The following is a 15,460-nucleotide window of genomic DNA, read 5'->3' on the forward strand; positions in this document are numbered from 1 at the left end:
CTCACTCATCGCAGTGAGTCGGCCCCGGCGGCCGCATCATGTGCGGGACCGCCGCTACTTCTTGGTCCGCAACGACTGGATGGTTACCGGCCCAAGCCCGGTATGCACGAACGGGATCCGATTGCGGGCAATGGCCTGATCGACCAACGCCACGACGGCCGGACGCTTCAGGGTCGCCGCGCTCTCCACGGTGATCCACCGGGTCAGCTTGGCAGTGCCCTGCAGGAGCTTCTCCGGATCGGCCAATCCCTTGCCCGGATTGAAGTACACCCGGACCTCGTCCTCGCTCGTGCGGATGCCGAGAATGCCCTCCATGCCGCGTCCGCTCGGCGAAAAGCTCAGGACGACACAGTCGGCATACTCGTAGACCAGTTCATGGGCTGCCGGGAGGCGCGTTCGCAGCCAGCGGCGCACGGTGGCGGTGAGTCGTTCCTGCGTGGGGGCGATCGTGGCCAGCAAGCCACGCATGGTCGATTCCGCTGCGCGTCGCTCGGCCGCAGGCTGGCTGCTTGGCGCTGAGGGGCTCATGAGAGGACCCGCCGCAGAACAACGTGCGTGGCCTTCTCCGTGGCCGCCATCTCGACGCACGCGTAGCCGAGTTCGCGCATGTCGACCCCGTCGAACAGTCTCTCGCCCGCGCCAAGCAGAACCGGGGCAATCGCCAGATGGAGTTCGTCGATGAGGCCGGCACGAAGGTACTGCTGGATCGTGGTCGCCCCGCCGCCGATCCGCACGTCGAGGTCACCCGCCGCGGCGCGTGCCCGGTCGAGCGCCTCGTGAATGCCGCCCGTGACGAAGTGGAAGGTCGTGCCGCCCGCCATCTCGAGCGGTGGCCGCGCATGATGCGTCAAGACGAAGACGGGAAAGTGATACGGTGGATTCTCCCCCCACCATCCCTTCCACTCCAGGTCTGGCCAGGGGCCGCGGATGGGGCCGAACATGTTCCGCCCCAGAATCCATGAGCCGACATTGCGGAAGCCACGCGCGGCGAAGTCATCGTCCACCCCGCGGGTGCCGTCCTCGTTGCCGAACAAGGCGCGTTGCAGGGTGTGGGTCGGGAAGAGCCATTGATGCAGATCGGAGCCGCCAACGCCGAGGGGATTGTCGATGTCCTGCTGCGGGCCGGCGCCGTAGCCGTCCAGGGAGATGGTAAAGCTCTCGACTCGGACTCGCGTCATGGGTAGGTCCCTGTGGGCATCGATCCGTTACTCGTGGCAGTGGCTGGGGGCCGGCGGGGGGTGGTGCACCCAATCTCCAATCCTGTCATCACGTCGGCAAGTGCGGCGACTGTGAGCCTCTCCCGGATCCGGCGACGGGATGTGTTCATGCGGCTCGCCCACCGCGTCTCCGCTCGTGCAAGCCTGATGACACAGCCCCACGACACTGGAGAAGGACCATGAGCAAGGACAAGAGCGGGTACATGCACAGCAGCAGCGACAAGGCGCTCGATGAGGCGGCGCGATCGAAGAAGGAAGTCGCCGAGGCCGACGCGCATGCGCACCCCGGCCATGACGCCGACGACGTCCGCAAGCACGACGACAGTGGCAAGGACCGGATGTTTGAGGGTCGCGAGCAGCACGACGATGCCGACATGAAGAGCGAGAAGAACCGACTGGCCAAGGATCAGGCCAAGCATGATCACCCGACCGAGGGCAAAGGCGCCGTGACCGAGTCCAACATGCACGTCAAACACAAGGACTGATCGCGACGGCAGGCCGACGGAACGGTGTCTCGCCTCAGCGCCCACCCGGCCGCAGAAACGAGATGCCTTCCATCTCCCGTGCCACCGCCGCCGGGACGGTGATGCCCAGATGCTGCAGGATCGAGGGGGCGATGTCCACAATCGCCAGCGCTCCACTCCTGAAGCGCGGATCGAGCGCCGACTGATTGGTCGCGATCCATGTCGTGCGCTCGCGCGCGGATTGTCCGCCGTGGCCCTTGCCGGTGCTGGCGTCGCGCCCGTGGTCGGTAGTCACGACGATCATCCACTCCTCGCCCATCGCCTGACGCTGCTTGACCGCCTCCCAAATGCGCCCCACCATGGCATCCGCCTGCCGCACCGCCGCGAAGAACCCCTCGCCATCGCCGTTCGCGTGCGCGGCATCGTCCGTATGCTGGAGATAGACCCACGAAAGGTCGGGTCCCTTCGCCGCGATGTACGCGGCGGCATCCGTGGCCACCCGTTCGTCGATGGCCAGGATGTAGCTCGACGCAGCATCGTGTGGGAAGGCGACGGTGTCCCGCTCGAAGCCGTCTGCTGTGTGATCGAGCCGGAAGTTGCCCGCATCCGGACGCCCTTCACCGAGCAGCACCGTTCGGTTGTCGAGCCAGGTGGAAAAGAGCGCGGTCTGACGGGACGGGTCGACCGATTCGACGATGCGGAAGATGTTCCAGTAGTTGTAGTTGGGCGACAGCTTGCTGTTCCCGCGGACGTTGTGCTTGTTGGCCCACGTCGCCGTCAGGAGACTCATGTAGCCCGGTGCGGAGATGGTCGGTGTCTCGGTGGGGCCGCCGAGCTCGCCGCCCACATGGGCACGCGCGTAACCGCCGGCTGCGGCGATCGCATCGATCGAAGGCGTGGCGACCCGTTCGATCACGTCGGCCGGGATGCCATCGAGGATGATAAACACCGCCTTGCGGGGTACCGCCGCGCTCCTGACCAGCGGTTGGCTGCACGCAGACAAGGTGCCCACCGCGAGGAGGAATCCGACCATCGGTCTGAGCAGCATCAGTACACTCTTCTGTGGTCCGATCGTTGTGCGGCGTCCGAGGGCCGCGCCTGCCTACGGAAAGCCAGGGTCCGGAATCTGGCGATGCGAGTGGGGTGCTGTCTATCGCCCGTCGAGCAGCCGCGCGCACCGCTGCTCGAGGTACCTGCGTGCCGCGATATCCGTCGTGAGCGAGATGGCGCGCTGGTACGCCTCCACCGCCAGCTCTGAACGCCCCGCCTCGTCGAGCAGGTGCGCGCGCGTCGCCCATGCCGGCTGGAAGCGGTGCGCGGCATCGTCGGTGATTGCCCCGAGCATATCGAGCCCCGCCTGCGCGCCCTCGACTCGTCCGACCGCCGCGGCGTAGGCGACCCGCGCACCGAGCGTCGGCGCAATCGTGACGAGCGCGGCGTGGAGTGTCCTAAGCACCGGCCAGTCGGTGACGCCGGAAGTCGCGCGCGCGCAGTGGACCGACTGGATCGCCGCCTCGATCTGGAAGCGGCCCATCCCGCCGAGTGCACTGGCCCGATGCAGGAAATGTTCGCCGAGCGCGATGAGTTCCGCGTCCCAGCGCGACGCATCCTGCGCGTCGAGTGGCACGAACTCGCCGGCCGCGCCGCGCGCAGGGCTCCGCGAGAAGGACAACGAGATCAGCGCGGCGAGGCCCAGCGCCTCGGGCGCGTCCGGAAGCAGCTCGGCCAACGTGGTGGCGAGATAGTGGGACTCGGCCGCGAGGGAATCGCGCGGCTCGCTGCCAGCAACCAGCGGGAAGTCGATCGCGTAGGTGCCGTAGACCGCTTCGAGCACCGGTGCGAGGCGCTCCGCCATCTGGCTGCGTTCGGGCACGACGAACGGGATGCGCGCGTCGCGAATGCGGCGCTTGGCGCGTACCAGGCGTTGCGCCATCGCCGCCGGCGGGATCGCGAACGCGCGCGCGATCCGGTCGGCGTCGAAGCCGAGGACCGTCTGGAGCATGAGCGGCGTGCGCACCGCCGGGTCGATCGCCGGGTGTGCGCAGACGAAGAGGAGGGCGAGCCGCCGGTCGGGGATCGCGCCGGGGTCGAACTCCGGCACGACCGGCAGCGCACCACTCCGTGCCGCATCGTCGAGCAGGTCGGAGAGTCGATGCGCCGCCGATCGGCGGAGATCGTGGCGTCGATTCCGCGCCACCGTGAGGAGCCAGGCCTCGGGATTCTGGGGGACGCCCGTCGCGCCCCATGAGCAGAGTGCTTCCGCGAACGCATCGGCGAGGCAGTCCTCGGCCAACTCGATGTCACCATCCTTTGCAGCGAGGATGGCGAGCAGGCGGCCGTACGCGGCGCGGGCCACCTCCTCGGCGCGCGCCGCGGCGTCCTGAGTCATTGGTTCATGCCGCGCTCGTCCATGCGCCGTCGACGAAGCGGACCCCCGATGGGCGGATCTCGACGGTGCCCCACTGCGCCGCCGGGCACTTCTCGGCCCACGCGAGCGCGGCGTCGAGGTCGGGGACGTCGACCATGAAGATGCCGGCGAACGCCTCCTTGGTATCGGCGAAGGGGCCATCCTGCACCCGGAGCTTGCCCTGCTGGAGCGACACGCTTGTTGCGCTGGCGATCGTCTGGAGCACCTCGGCCGAGCGGAGGACGCCGGCGTCATCGAGCGCCTTGGCATAGCCGTGGAAGGCGGCCATGCCCGCCTTGACCTCGTCCTCGGTCAGCGTGGAGACGGCGGGCTGCGGGTAGTGGATCAGGAGTGCGTATCGCATCGTCGGATATCCGGGCTGGGGTGGAGTGGGGAGGCTGGGTACCCGAATGACGAAAGAGGGAGGGCGGAATCGACATCAGCCCGGGAGGGCTGCGGTCCCCCCACCCGGAGAGTCCCTCGGGACCTCGAACGCAGCGCACCCCCGAGTTGCTAGTTGCCCTCGCGCCGGTAGTCGAAGCGCCGAGGGGTGCCGCCCTTCATGAAGCCGATCGTGGCGGTCAGTGCGCCGTCGGCCGAGAGCTCGTAGACGATCCGCTTCGGGTAGTCGTGGCGTGGATTGGCAAAGACGGCGCGCGTCGACGTCAGTTCAGTGAGCACGAAGTCGGTCGGCGCGGCCCCGTTGGGCTGGGCGATGTAGACCAGACCGCTGTCACGCTCGACCATGCGCAGGTACTCGAACGCGGACATCCGGCCGCGGGAGACGGTGCGCGAGACGCCGAGCATCGCGCCGCCGAGCGGCGGACTCCACCGCTCCTCGATCGTCGACCCCGAGCTCCGCGTGCCGGTCCACGCGCCGGCCAGCCAGCCGATGCCGCCGATCGTGGCCTTGGCCGGGGTGGGCATCGCGATGTCTTCGGCATGGCGGTAGAGGGCAATCGATTCATACGGGCCGGTCGGTGCGGAGACCGCGCGGACCACGAGCCCCTCGGGCGTGCTGCGGAACTCGCGCCGGATCGTCCCGCTCGGCGTCGCGCTCGTGCCGCGCACGAAGTCGACCTGGTAGCTGAACGCGCCGTCCTTCCACGCGCCACGGTAACGCACCACCTGCGTCGAGTCGGTGATCGTGGTGATCGTGCCGTCGAGCGCGATGCGAACGTTGGCATGCCCGGAGCCGTGGCCGCGGACGAGGATGACCGCGTCCTGCTCGACGCGCATCGAGAATGTCGAGCTCATCGGCGGGCCGAGTTGCTCGAGGGCGCGCTCGGCGGTGCGATCCTCGACGTAGATCCACTCGCCCTCCAGTGCGCGTGACCCCTTGGCCTGCGCGGACAGCGTGCCTGGAGTCGTCGCGGCACCGAGGGTGACGAGCAACGCGAGCGCTGTGGATGGCCGGATGCGGAGCGTCACGGCGAAGCCTCCCTGGGTGAGGCGATCAAGAACCGCTGGCGACCCCGCCGTGCGGAGAGTCGCGACATTACGCCGGAACGTACACCAGCCGGATCACATCCTCGCCCATCGGATCATGCGCGATGAGGCGAAGCGGCGGCCGGGGTCCGGCGAAGTACGGCGTGCCGTGACCGAGTACGACCGGGTGCAAATAGATGCGATACTCGTCGATGAGGCCGAGGGCGGTGAGGCTTCGCGCCAGGTCCGGGCCGGCAACCTCGATCTCGCCGTCGCGTTCGGCCTTGAGCTCACGGATCGCGCGCTCGAGATCCTCACCCAACAGCGTGGCGTTGGGACCGACCGACGGCAACGTCCGCGACACGACCCATTTCGGCTGCCTCCGCCACGCCATCGCGAAGGCGTGCTCGTCCGCATTCCATTCGGGATGGTCGTCGTCCCAGTACCGCATGATCTCATACATGCGGCGGCCGTACACGCTGCCCGCCTGCCCCTCCGCTTCCTCGACGAAGTGTCGGAAGAGCCTGGGACCTGGTGCGAACCCTGTGTGGTCGACATACCCGTCCAGGGACTGATTCATTCCGAATACGAGCTTCGCCATGTTCGCTTCCTCATCCTGCGCTTGGGAGATGGTGTTGCGGGCAAAGGGGTGCGGGGGTCAGGCCCCGATCACGGCGGTCATTGGGGATGCCTCCCGATCCTTGGAAAGCCGCCGCCGCAGATCCAACCGACCACTGGGCACCCAAGAAGAGGCTGAGGTTGAAGTATCACCCCATAGCCTTGACTGGAAAGGTGCACTTTTGTATATAATCATATCCTTATAGAACGTGGCGGTTATGCAAATCTCGGAACACCTCGACCTGACCTTTGCTGCCCTGGCCGACCCCACGCGCCGAGCCATCCTGGCGCGGCTGGCGACGGGGGAAGCCACCGTGACGGAGCTCGCCAAGCCGTTTGCGATGAGCCAGCCGGCCATTTCCAGGCACTTGAAGGTGCTGGAGCGCGCCGGCCTCGTCTCGATGGACGTCGATGCGCAGCGGCGTCCGCGCAAGCTCGAACCGAAGCGGCTGGCGGAGGCCGTCGACTGGATCGAACGGTACCGCGAGCTCTTCGAGCAGAGCTACCGGCGCCTCGATACGCTGCTCGACGAACTCCAGGCCAAACCGTCCGCGCAGAAGACCGCCAGATAGCCCACACCGGCCGGCGCACCGATCGCGCACTCGACACCGTACCCAGGAGAAGCCGATGCCCAAGCCCGCAGAAGTGACCTTGCCGAATGATCGGGAGGTGTGCGTCACCCGGACGTTCAATGCGCCCCGCCAACTGGTGTGGGATGCGCATACCCGTCCCGATCTCGTGCGCCGGTGGCAAGGCTATGACGGCTGGGATATGCCGGTGTGCGACATGGATGTGCGGGTTGGCGGGACGTACAAGTGGCTCTGGAGAAATCGCGACGACGGCCAGCAGTTCGGCTTCTTCGGCAGGTTCACCAGCGTGGACGAACCGTCCACGCTGGTCCACGAACAATTCTTCGATCCGGGCAATGCGGACTTCGCCATGCCAGTTGGCGATCCCTGCGTCGTGGCGCTTGAACTCACCGAGGACAACGGCATCACGACGCTAATCTGCCGGTTGACCTTCGCGTCGAAGGAAGCGCGTGACGAGGCGGTCTCCACCGGCATGGCCGACGGCATGGAGCATAGCTACACCCGCCTCGATGACCTGTTCACGGCTGCGGCGCCAGGGGGCGGATGACCATGCGGCTCACACCATTCCTCCTGCTGATGCTGGCGACCACGGAGCTGCCGGCGCAGCAGGGTCCAACGACCGGGTACGCGCCCGTCAATGGACTCAACATGTACTACGAAGTGCACGGCAGCGGTGCCCCCGTGGTGCTGCTGCACGGGGCGTTCATGCCGATCACGGTCAATTGGGGCGGGTGGATCGACGAACTGTCCAAGACCCGCCAGGTCATTGCCGTCGAAATGCAGGGTCACGGACGAACGGCAGACATCCCGCGCGACCTCACCAGCGAGAACCTGGCCGATGACGTGGCGGCACTGCTCACCGTTCTCAAGATCCCCCGAGCGGACCTGATCGGATACAGCATGGGTGGCGGCGTCGCCATGCAGGTTGCCGTTCGACATCCAGACCGGGTGCGCCGCGTTGTGGTCCTGTCGGCACCGTTCCGCCGTGACGGCATGGTGCCAGGGGCCCTCGAGCTCATCCGGACCCTCACGGCGGACGCCTTCAAGGACTCGCCGATCGAGACGGAGTACAAGCGACTGAGCCCGACGCCGGATCGATTTGCGACGTTTGTTGAGCGCGTGGTTGCCGCTGCGTCCACGGGCAGCGATTTGCGTGTCGATCAGCTGCGGTCAACGACCGCCCCGATGCTCTTCGTCCAAGGTGATGCGGATGGCATTCTACTCCAGCACGTCGCGGAGATGTTCCGCGCGAAGGGTGGCGAGACGCACGGCGACATGGCCCCGCGCTCGGCGTCGCGACTCGCCATCCTGCCCAACACCACTCATGTGACGCTGCTGCAGCGCTTCTCCCTCATCGTCCCGATGGTGAACGACTTTCTCGACGCCCAGCCGTAGCCCTGAGGGGCGCGGCCCCCCCCCGTCAACGCCGTTCGCTGCGGCTCGGCACGGAGGCCGTGTGCGCAGTGGCGCGACATCGTGTGGCTATCGTCCCAGCAGCGCTCCCATGAGGGCGATCGCCACCGTGATCAGTGCGGTGACGCCGACCCGCGGGGCATGGCGCAGCATCGCCACGCCGACGCCGGCCAGGACAACCAGCGGAGCGGCTACGACGACCAGCACGGCGACGGGGAGCAACCGCGGGTGTCCCGCGAGTCCCGCCAGGATGAGGGCGAGTGCCAGCAGGCCCAACGCGCCGAGGGCCCGCGCCACCTGTTCAGGGTAGCGCGAGTCCACGCCGCACCATCTGGATGGCCACCCCCGCGAGCACGATCGCGAACACCGCTTTGAGTCCACGCGAGTCGATCCGGTGCCCGACGCTCGAGGCGCCGAACGATCCCAGCACCGTCCCGAGCATCACTGCCACGGTGAGGTGGACATCCACGTCGCCCCGCACCGCGTAGACGAGGGCCCCTGCCGCGGTGGTGATCCCGATCATGTAGATGCTGGTGGCCGCGGCGCGATCGAACGGCAGGTCGAGCATCAGATTGAGCACCGGCACCTTGAGCACCCCACCGCCGACGCCGAGCAGCGAGGAAACCACGCCCGCGCCGAGGGACGAGGCGCGCGCGAGCCCCATGCGGCGCCGGGTCGCAGGTGCCCGTTCCGTGCGGCCGAGCGGCCACATATGCCAGGCGGAGAAGAGCAGGATCAGGGCGAAGCCGAGAAAGAGCGGGCCGGCGGGGATCACCGCGGCAAGGAGTCCGCCGATCATGGCGCCGCTCACCGTGAATGCCTCGAGGTCGATCGCGAGGGGAATGTCCACCCGTCCCCGCGGCAGGTGCACCACCGAACTCGTGATCGACGTGGCGACGATGCACACCAGTGACGCCGCCGCCGCGGCGCGGAACGGCACCCCCGCGATGAGGGCGAGGCCGGGGACCAACAACACCCCACCGCCAATCCCCAGCAGCGCGCCGAGCGCCCCCGAAGCGGCGCCCAGCGCCATCAGTTCCAGGAATTCGCGGAGTGGCATTCCCGCAATCTAGCCCGACGGCACGCATGGGCCGGAGATCAATCAGACAGCCGAAGCCCGACGTGTCGAGCGCCACGGGGCGGATCATTCCAGCAATCATGGACACGCTGGCGCCGCGCGGACCTCGTGTCGAAACCGTCCGTCGCGCGATGGAACGCGGTGTATGGCACGCGCCGTTGGGCGTCACGCCGCCGCGCCGCTGACTACTTCGAACGTGCCCAGGCAAGTGCCATGAGGGCGCCGCCAAGACACATGCCTGTGCCGATGAGATGCACGAAATCCACCGTCCGAATGGTGGCGAGGCTCGGGCGAGTGAGCATGCTGCCAAGGCTCAGGAGACCAAAGGCGGCGAGCACGAAGACGACTCGAAGCGATTCGCGGCGTGAGCTCATGGACTATCACCTCTTGAGCGTGGTGGACGAGGAATCGGAACGTCAGGTGACGGTGGCGCTCGAGCTCACTCGAGCGTGTGATGGCATCCCTCGCGTCACCCCAATGGCCCGTGGGTCGGTCATACCAGCAAGACCACGCCGAGTACCACCCCGACCACCATGATCGCCAAGGCCAAGCTCAGGACCACGCCCGGGCTGCCGGAGAGTGGACGCTGGCTTTGGGGTAGTTGTCGCAGGAAGCGACGCCACTGAACTGCGCCCGCCGCGATGGCAAGGACACCCAGACCGACCAGGGCGGCGCCGAGATAGGGTGACAATCCATGTGAGGGACTCGCTCCACCCTGAACGGGGAGGAGGCGGAGGAAGAGGCCGAACCGCGCCACCACGAAGCCGAAGGCCATGATGGCGATGCCGGTGCGCAGCCATGCGAGCATGGTCCGTTCGGCCGCAAAGTACGTTCGCGGATCGGGCGACGGTTCAGACATGCTGGACTCGGACCATGATGGGGCTCTCCGTGGAGCGGCCTAACGTAGGGCGGGTCTGCCGCGGGGCGTGGTCCGAGGCGTCAGGCCCCGACCGCGCCGACCGCGTGTTGGGCCGACCGCCTACGCCGAAGGACAGAGCCGCGCCCGTACCGCCGCGGCCAAGGTAGCTGGCTCGATGGGTAGCCACTCCTTCCCACCGGTGACGGAGCCCGTGAGCCTGCCCGAAGCATCGACCGCCGACGCGAAGATGAAGCGCCACTGGGCGTGCTCGCAGTTCACCTGGAGGTTCATGGCGGTCCATGGATCTGTCTCTGGGGCGATGGTGGGATCCTGCTTGAGCACCACCGCGCGGTCCCGGCGAACCGAGACCGACAGGACGCCTGATGCCACCTTGACGCTCGACTGCAGGAATTCCACGTCCCGTGGGCCGTTGGCGGCTTGCCATCGAAGTGGCACCCAGTCGGGGGTCGGGACGCTGGCAAGCGCGATCGCGAGGAAGGCGCTCGTAACAATTGATGGCATGGGTCCTCGCAGGGGCGGGTGGACGTGTTCAAAAGCAGATCATCAGGTCGAGTCACGCACGACGTCAGGCCGTCCACTGAATACCCGTGCGGGCAAGTGCTACTGAGGCTTCACTGCCGGGCTCAGCGTCATACGGTACAACTGGATCATGAAATCGCCATCTGCCGCTTCCTCGAGTGCGTACGCGAGGTCAGGCGCGGCAAATGCCATGAGTGGCTTGGCGATGATCCCACTTCCGAGCGATTGCCCGTTGCGGACATCCAGGAGGTCGTAATAGAAGGACAGGTAGCGCCCCATGTCCAAGGCTGGGGTTCCATCTCCCTCTTTGGACGTTGCCCGCCGCCGCGGGGCTGCGGGCGCCCAGTTCGGCGCGGCTGCCGCATGCAACACAACCAGTGTATCTGCGCCGCGCATGCTCAGGGCGAGGATGCGCGGATAGGGCCTCGCGATATGCGGCGGCCGATTGTCGACCGAAATGATCTTCGCCGAGGGAAAGCGTGGGCTCTTGACTGGCACCAGGGTCGCGCGTCCGGTGGTGACCTCGAACAGCGCGAATTCGTACGCGGTGACGGGACTCACGACGATCGAACGATTGCTGTGCCGGGCAAGGCGACGAAAGGGAACATCGCCGGCCATATCGGAGAATGGATCCTTGATCGTCCTCAGGGAGTCGAGGGTCCCGCTCCACACTGCGAAGGGATCGCCTTGGCCACCAGGCATGATCAGTTTGGTCTGCACAATCGTGTTCGGGGGTCCACGCCCACCCAATCGCGACCGTCACGACTGTCGACTTGCCGTTCAGCGAGATCTGTCATGGCCGTGACGATGGAGAAGCGTGCGTCGCCCACAGCAACGCGACCGTCCGGCAACGCCGTGACGGAATGGATGGCGCCGAGTTCTCCCGGGCCCTCACCGCGGCGTCCCGTCAGCCGCTGGAAGCGCCCCTGTGCGTCGAACCACGCGATGCGGCCTACCTCGCTGATCGGTCCAACCACGTAGCCGCCGCTCGGCAGCCGACTCACTTTGGTCTGCTCGGTGAAGCTGAAGCTTGAGGTCGCAGCGACTTTCAGTTGGAGCGTGGGTGTGAAGGTGGCCGTGACCTGAGCCGATGACGGTAGTGCCGAGAGGCATACAAGTGCCGCGGCGCCGGCGACGACCCGTGCACCACGGAGAGGGAGTTTGCATCGAGAGGAGATCGTTCCCGTCATGGTGCCTCCACTCCGTTCGCTGGGACGTCGTCCGCAGTGGTGGAACGCCGTGGCCAATCGGCCGAACGACCTTGGCCATCGGCCGCGAGCGCCGCTGCCGCGATCGCCGGCGGCACGGGCTCGTTGGCCTGTCACGCTGTCCGACGATCAAGTCCGCGGCTTCGTGGCGCCGGCGATCCCGTCCGGGCCACGTACACCGACGAGCAATCGGCGGTTGACGATTGCTCCGGGCCGACCAATCTGCGCCGTCTAACCTGGCCCCGCCTTGCTGCCGATCACGTAGCCGAATTGAATCGATCCAAACGTGATCGCGGTCAGCAGGTATGAGATGATTCCCTGAACCCCCTGCGCATCGAGGCCGGCATCGCGCAGGGTGGCGGCGTATTGCCGGATGTGGCGCACGTCCACGATCAGCACATGGCCGCCGGGCTTGAGCACGCGCGCGATCTCGCGCACGGCGGTGTGCCGCTCGCCGGCGTTGTAGATGTTGTGCAACGCCATGCTCGAGAGGACGACGTCGAAGCTGGCGTCGTCGAAAGGCAGCTGGCGTGCATCACCGGTGTGCACCTCGACCTTGTCGGCCACGCCCTCGATCACCGCGTTGTGGAGTGTCCCCGCGGCGTTGTTGTCGCTCAGATCTTCTTGCTGCCACTTGTCGATCCCGACCGCGCGGCCGGTGGAGAGCCGCTTGGCGGCGCCGATCAAGAACAATCCGAGACCGCACCCCACATCCAGCACGCGCTCGTCACCCCGCCAGGCAATCATGTCGAGGAATTGTTCGCGCTCGCGCGCCTTGCCGATCTTGCTGTCGCAAAGCATCCAGGCGCCCATCGCGCCGCTGCCCAGGCCAGCCGCGATCAATGGCCGCCCGATCACCGCGATGAGGTCCTCCCTTGACCACACGCCGAGCAGCCGCGTGATCAGCGCGATCACTCCCAGCGCCGCCACGATGAACAAGTTGCGCACCGCGACCGGCGCGTCGATACCGTAGTTGGGGGCGGGAGTGGCTTTCATTCAGCGGCACCATTCAAGGTTTGTTTGCGCACGATGCCACCAGGTGACGGGACGCTGACCAAGCCAACGGCGTGCGTGTCCGAGGATCAGGCCCCGTCCGCCGCAAACGCTTGTTCGACCGCAACTCCATACAGTCCAACAGTGTCAAGCAAATCCAGAACCCACACTTCCACATGCAACGCCGTATGCCGGGATTTGAAGCGATCCTACGTCAGGCCTCGGCTCGATATCTGGATGGAGTTGCCGGCAGGGTCCTTGGCGTTTGCAAACTCGTGATTTGGTGCTTCATGAACGACGCCAAACTTCAGGCCAAGGGCCGCCTGTTGTGCCTTGAACGCGCGCACATCGCTCACGGCGAAGACAATCTTGATTTCTGACCCTCGCTTCTGGGACACAGCTGCCTGGTGCAGGGCGATCGTGCAGCCGCCGGCGGGGGACGCCATTTCTTGCCAACCAACCTCGGTTTCAGGCAACACCGTGAAGCCGAAATGCTTCTGGTAGAAGGCCCCGACCTTCGCGATATCTCGAACGTAGAGGATCACTCGAGCGACGGCCACAGGTTTCATCATCTGCTCGCACTTGTGAGAAAAAGGGGCCCGACTCAGGAAGTCGCGGTCTAACGTCGTGCGTTTCTGCGGCGGGGCCTGCCGAGGCCCGCGCGTACCTCAATGAGTCTACAGCGCGTGGGCCGAGGTGTCAGGCCCCGACCGCAGCAAAGGCTTGTCAGGCGGGCGGACACTCGAAGTGTGCGTCGGAATGATACGCCATGCACGATCAGGACACGTCGTCCGGACCGATCCCGGCACGCGTCGCCCGCCCTGCCAGCGGGCGGGTGACACAACGTCCTGCACCGCGGGACAGTCGGGTGGCCTCCCTCCAACCTCCCCCTCGCATCCCCCGTGACACACCACCACGGGCTTTCCCGCTTACAGGGTAGCGTACTCCTATCGAGGCCATCATGTCCCGCATTTTCCGACCCCTCTCCTTCGCCCTCCTCCTCCTGGCGGGTGCCTGTTCTGATCCCGGCGTGACGAGCCCGCCTGATGCGGTCGTGTCGAGTATCACGCTCAGCCAGAGCGCTGCGACGCTGACACCGTTACAGAGTGTGACGATCACCGCGACTCCCCGTGACGCTGCTGGCGATCCCCTCACGAGCCGCACCGTCACCTGGTCGACCACCGCCGCGTCAGTGGCGACGGTGGCCGGTGGCGTCGTGACGGCCGTGGCCGCCGGAAGCGCGACGATCACGGCGACGAGTGAGGGGAAGAGCGCCTCGGCGGCGATCACGGTGGAAACGACGGTGGTCCCCGTCGCCTCAATCGTGCTCAGTCAGACATCGGCCACGCTCGACGTCGGCACCACGACAACGCTCACCGCCACCCTTCGCGACGCGGCGAATGGCACGCTCACCGGTTGGACCGTGACCTGGAGCACCAGCAATGCCGCCATCGCGACCGTCTCGCAGAGTGGCGTCGTGAACGGTGTGGCGGCCGGCGGGCCGATCACCATCACGGCGACCAGTGAAGGAAAATCAGCGACGGTGAACATCACGGTGACTGCGGACTTTCGTCTTGCAAGCCTTGCGATCGGCAAGGACCACAGTTGCGGCATCACCTCCGCTGGTGTGGCCTGGTGCTGGGGCAGCAACAACGCCGGGCAGATCGGGATCCCGACCACCACGGCGCAGGTGGCACATGCAACGCTCGTGAGCGGTGGCAATATCTTCGCCTCGATTGCCACAGGCTCCGCGAACAGCTGCGGGTTGACCGCGGCAGGCGCCGCGCTCTGCTGGGGCGTCGATCTGACTGGCGCGCTACCAGGTGGGGTGAGCAGCACCCCCACCGCACTCCCCGGCGGATTCGCATATACCACGCTCGGGCTCGGAAGCCTGCACGGCTGCGGACTGCTGAGTAGCGGCATCGCACGCTGCTGGGGCAGGAACGATTTCGGCTCCCTGGGTGACGGGACCAACCTTGATCGCCCAACGCCGACGCTGGTGGCGGGCGGCAAGGTCTTCAAGGAGATCGATGCCGGCATTCTCTTCACCTGCGCACTGACCACCACTGGCGAAGCGTGGTGTTGGGGGCTGAACGACGCCGGGCAACTCGGCAACAACACCACTGCAGCGAGTGCCGTCCCGGTGGCCGTGAGTGGTGGACACATCTTCGCGTCATTGTCGTCCGGGGCGCGCCACACCTGTGCGCGCAAGGCCAACGGTGAAGTCTGGTGCTGGGGGCGAGGCAACGACGGTCAGATCGGCGATGGCTTCGCCGTCAACCGACTCGTCCCAACCAAGGTCAGTGGCAGCGGTGTCTTCCAGTCGATCGTCAGCGGCGAAGGCCACTCCTGCGGCCTGCTGGTGAGCGGGCTGGCAAGCTGCTGGGGCTACAACGCCAGTGGTGCGCTGGGTGATGGCACGCTCGTGCAGCGTTCGACACCGATCATGGTCTCCGGCGGCATGGTGTTCACCGCCATCTCCGTGAATCAGGGCGATCATACCTGCGCACTCGCGGCTGGGGGCATCCCATGGTGCTGGGGCGGCAACATCCACGGTGAATCGGGCGACGGGACACTGACGGATCGCCCGGTACCTGTCAGGGTGCGCACCGCGCCACCGACCTGAGCCACCATGCCGATGCAAT

General features: G+C 66.7%; 20 protein-coding genes. 5 read left to right on the plus strand and 15 right to left on the minus strand.

The features are described from left to right. Positions 1 to 54 precede the first annotated feature (54 nt). Together IPP98_04020 and IPP98_04025 are read right to left on the minus strand one after the other, a co-directional pair. Entirely contained in the window at positions 55 to 468 is a 414-nt protein-coding gene (locus tag IPP98_04020; GenBank protein MBL0178279.1) for a hypothetical protein, read from the minus strand. A gap of 56 nt (positions 469 to 524) precedes the next feature. Beyond that, positions 525 to 1,178, minus strand: a complete 654-nt coding sequence (locus IPP98_04025) for a dihydrofolate reductase (GenBank protein ID MBL0178280.1) — start codon at positions 1,176 to 1,178, stop codon at positions 525 to 527. A 218-nt stretch (positions 1,179 to 1,396) separates the two neighbouring features. Here IPP98_04025 and IPP98_04030 point away from each other — a divergent pair, with 218 nt between their 5' ends. Further along, positions 1,397 to 1,702, plus strand: a complete 306-nt coding sequence (locus IPP98_04030; GenBank protein ID MBL0178281.1) for a hypothetical protein — start codon at positions 1,397 to 1,399, stop codon at positions 1,700 to 1,702. Positions 1,703 to 1,736: 34 nt separating this feature from the next. On the opposite strand, the gene IPP98_04035 is transcribed toward IPP98_04030, so the two are convergent. The 5 genes from IPP98_04035 to IPP98_04055 all read right to left on the minus strand — a co-directional run bounded on the left by IPP98_04035 (position 1,737) and on the right by IPP98_04055 (position 6,117). Next, on the minus strand, positions 1,737 to 2,729 hold the full coding sequence (locus IPP98_04035) for an alkaline phosphatase family protein (GenBank protein ID MBL0178282.1): 993 nt from the start codon (positions 2,727 to 2,729) through the stop codon (positions 1,737 to 1,739). A gap of 102 nt (positions 2,730 to 2,831) precedes the next feature. Then, positions 2,832 to 4,070 (minus strand): RNA polymerase subunit sigma-70, encoded by a 1,239-nt coding sequence (locus IPP98_04040; protein ID MBL0178283.1) that lies wholly within the window; start codon positions 4,068 to 4,070, stop codon positions 2,832 to 2,834. Between the two features lie 4 nt (positions 4,071 to 4,074). Continuing rightward, positions 4,075 to 4,452, minus strand: a complete 378-nt coding sequence (locus tag IPP98_04045) for a YciI family protein (GenBank protein ID MBL0178284.1) — start codon at positions 4,450 to 4,452, stop codon at positions 4,075 to 4,077. A gap of 149 nt (positions 4,453 to 4,601) precedes the next feature. Next, on the minus strand, positions 4,602 to 5,519 hold the full coding sequence (locus IPP98_04050; GenBank protein ID MBL0178285.1) for a hypothetical protein: 918 nt from the start codon (positions 5,517 to 5,519) through the stop codon (positions 4,602 to 4,604). A gap of 67 nt (positions 5,520 to 5,586) precedes the next feature. Further along, positions 5,587 to 6,117 carry a dihydrofolate reductase family protein gene (locus tag IPP98_04055; GenBank protein ID MBL0178286.1) on the minus strand — a complete coding sequence of 177 codons (531 nt, stop codon included), beginning with the start codon at positions 6,115 to 6,117 and terminating at the stop codon, positions 5,587 to 5,589. Between the two features lie 235 nt (positions 6,118 to 6,352). Between IPP98_04055 and IPP98_04060 the strand changes: the two genes are divergently transcribed. From IPP98_04060 to IPP98_04070, 3 genes are read left to right on the plus strand one after another with little or no spacing between them, the layout of a single operon-like run. Next, positions 6,353 to 6,706, plus strand: coding sequence for a winged helix-turn-helix transcriptional regulator (locus IPP98_04060; GenBank protein MBL0178287.1), 354 nt, complete (start codon positions 6,353 to 6,355; stop codon positions 6,704 to 6,706). A 55-nt stretch (positions 6,707 to 6,761) separates the two neighbouring features. Next, a complete protein-coding gene (locus IPP98_04065; GenBank protein MBL0178288.1) occupies positions 6,762 to 7,271 on the plus strand; it encodes an SRPBCC family protein in 510 nt (169 codons plus the stop codon). Further along, positions 7,268 to 8,119, plus strand: a complete 852-nt coding sequence (locus tag IPP98_04070; protein MBL0178289.1) for an alpha/beta fold hydrolase — start codon at positions 7,268 to 7,270, stop codon at positions 8,117 to 8,119. The genes IPP98_04065 and IPP98_04070 overlap by 4 nt, the downstream gene beginning before the upstream one ends. Before the next feature lie 87 nt (positions 8,120 to 8,206). Here IPP98_04070 and IPP98_04075 read toward each other — a convergent pair whose 3' ends face one another. From IPP98_04075 to IPP98_04110, 8 genes are all read right to left on the minus strand, one after another. Further along, positions 8,207 to 8,458, minus strand: a complete 252-nt coding sequence (locus tag IPP98_04075; protein ID MBL0178290.1) for a hypothetical protein — start codon at positions 8,456 to 8,458, stop codon at positions 8,207 to 8,209. Continuing rightward, positions 8,439 to 9,197 (minus strand): sulfite exporter TauE/SafE family protein, encoded by a 759-nt coding sequence (locus IPP98_04080; GenBank protein ID MBL0178291.1) that lies wholly within the window; start codon positions 9,195 to 9,197, stop codon positions 8,439 to 8,441. The genes IPP98_04075 and IPP98_04080 overlap by 20 nt, the downstream gene beginning before the upstream one ends. Positions 9,198 to 9,400: 203 nt before the next feature. Then, a complete protein-coding gene (locus IPP98_04085) occupies positions 9,401 to 9,589 on the minus strand; it encodes a hypothetical protein (protein ID MBL0178292.1) in 189 nt (62 codons plus the stop codon). Positions 9,590 to 9,708: 119 nt separating this feature from the next. Further along, positions 9,709 to 10,074, minus strand: coding sequence for a DUF202 domain-containing protein (locus tag IPP98_04090; protein ID MBL0178293.1), 366 nt, complete (start codon positions 10,072 to 10,074; stop codon positions 9,709 to 9,711). 120 nt (positions 10,075 to 10,194) lie between these two features. Next, positions 10,195 to 10,596 carry a hypothetical protein gene (locus tag IPP98_04095; protein ID MBL0178294.1) on the minus strand — a complete coding sequence of 134 codons (402 nt, stop codon included), beginning with the start codon at positions 10,594 to 10,596 and terminating at the stop codon, positions 10,195 to 10,197. Between the two features lie 99 nt (positions 10,597 to 10,695). Then, a complete protein-coding gene (locus IPP98_04100; protein ID MBL0178295.1) occupies positions 10,696 to 11,334 on the minus strand; it encodes a hypothetical protein in 639 nt (212 codons plus the stop codon). Positions 11,335 to 12,053: 719 nt separating this feature from the next. Beyond that, entirely contained in the window at positions 12,054 to 12,761 is a 708-nt protein-coding gene (locus IPP98_04105) for a class I SAM-dependent methyltransferase (GenBank protein MBL0178296.1), read from the minus strand. Between the two features lie 263 nt (positions 12,762 to 13,024). Next, positions 13,025 to 13,384 (minus strand): VOC family protein, encoded by a 360-nt coding sequence (locus IPP98_04110; protein MBL0178297.1) that lies wholly within the window; start codon positions 13,382 to 13,384, stop codon positions 13,025 to 13,027. A gap of 392 nt (positions 13,385 to 13,776) precedes the next feature. Here IPP98_04110 and IPP98_04115 point away from each other — a divergent pair, with 392 nt between their 5' ends. Further along, on the plus strand, positions 13,777 to 15,441 hold the full coding sequence (locus IPP98_04115; GenBank protein ID MBL0178298.1) for an Ig-like domain-containing protein: 1,665 nt from the start codon (positions 13,777 to 13,779) through the stop codon (positions 15,439 to 15,441). The last annotated feature ends 19 nt before the right edge of the window (positions 15,442 to 15,460 follow it).

The sequence above is a fragment of the Gemmatimonadota bacterium genome (genome assembly GCA_016720805.1).
GTDB lineage: Bacteria > Gemmatimonadota > Gemmatimonadetes > Gemmatimonadales > GWC2-71-9 > Palsa-1233.

Bases quoted from the DNA above. Each gene is read 5' to 3' on its own strand.
- IPP98_04020 (MBL0178279.1), bottom strand. From the start codon at position 468: ATGCGTGGCTTGCTGGCCACGATCGCCCCCACGCAGGAACGACTCACC.
- IPP98_04025 (MBL0178280.1), bottom strand. From the start codon at position 1,178: ATGACGCGAGTCCGAGTCGAGAGCTTTACCATCTCCCTGGACGGCTAC.
- IPP98_04030 (MBL0178281.1), top strand. From the start codon at position 1,397: ATGAGCAAGGACAAGAGCGGGTACATGCACAGCAGCAGCGACAAGGCG.
- IPP98_04035 (MBL0178282.1), bottom strand. From the start codon at position 2,729: ATGCTGCTCAGACCGATGGTCGGATTCCTCCTCGCGGTGGGCACCTTG.
- IPP98_04040 (MBL0178283.1), bottom strand. From the start codon at position 4,070: ATGACTCAGGACGCCGCGGCGCGCGCCGAGGAGGTGGCCCGCGCCGCG.
- IPP98_04045 (MBL0178284.1), bottom strand. From the start codon at position 4,452: ATGCGATACGCACTCCTGATCCACTACCCGCAGCCCGCCGTCTCCACG.
- IPP98_04055 (MBL0178286.1), bottom strand. From the start codon at position 6,117: ATGGCGAAGCTCGTATTCGGAATGAATCAGTCCCTGGACGGGTATGTC.
- IPP98_04060 (MBL0178287.1), top strand. From the start codon at position 6,353: ATGCAAATCTCGGAACACCTCGACCTGACCTTTGCTGCCCTGGCCGAC.
- IPP98_04065 (MBL0178288.1), top strand. From the start codon at position 6,762: ATGCCCAAGCCCGCAGAAGTGACCTTGCCGAATGATCGGGAGGTGTGC.
- IPP98_04070 (MBL0178289.1), top strand. From the start codon at position 7,268: ATGACCATGCGGCTCACACCATTCCTCCTGCTGATGCTGGCGACCACG.
- IPP98_04080 (MBL0178291.1), bottom strand. From the start codon at position 9,197: ATGCCACTCCGCGAATTCCTGGAACTGATGGCGCTGGGCGCCGCTTCG.
- IPP98_04085 (MBL0178292.1), bottom strand. From the start codon at position 9,589: ATGAGCTCACGCCGCGAATCGCTTCGAGTCGTCTTCGTGCTCGCCGCC.
- IPP98_04090 (MBL0178293.1), bottom strand. From the start codon at position 10,074: ATGTCTGAACCGTCGCCCGATCCGCGAACGTACTTTGCGGCCGAACGG.
- IPP98_04095 (MBL0178294.1), bottom strand. From the start codon at position 10,596: ATGCCATCAATTGTTACGAGCGCCTTCCTCGCGATCGCGCTTGCCAGC.
- IPP98_04110 (MBL0178297.1), bottom strand. From the start codon at position 13,384: ATGAAACCTGTGGCCGTCGCTCGAGTGATCCTCTACGTTCGAGATATC.
- IPP98_04115 (MBL0178298.1), top strand. From the start codon at position 13,777: ATGTCCCGCATTTTCCGACCCCTCTCCTTCGCCCTCCTCCTCCTGGCG.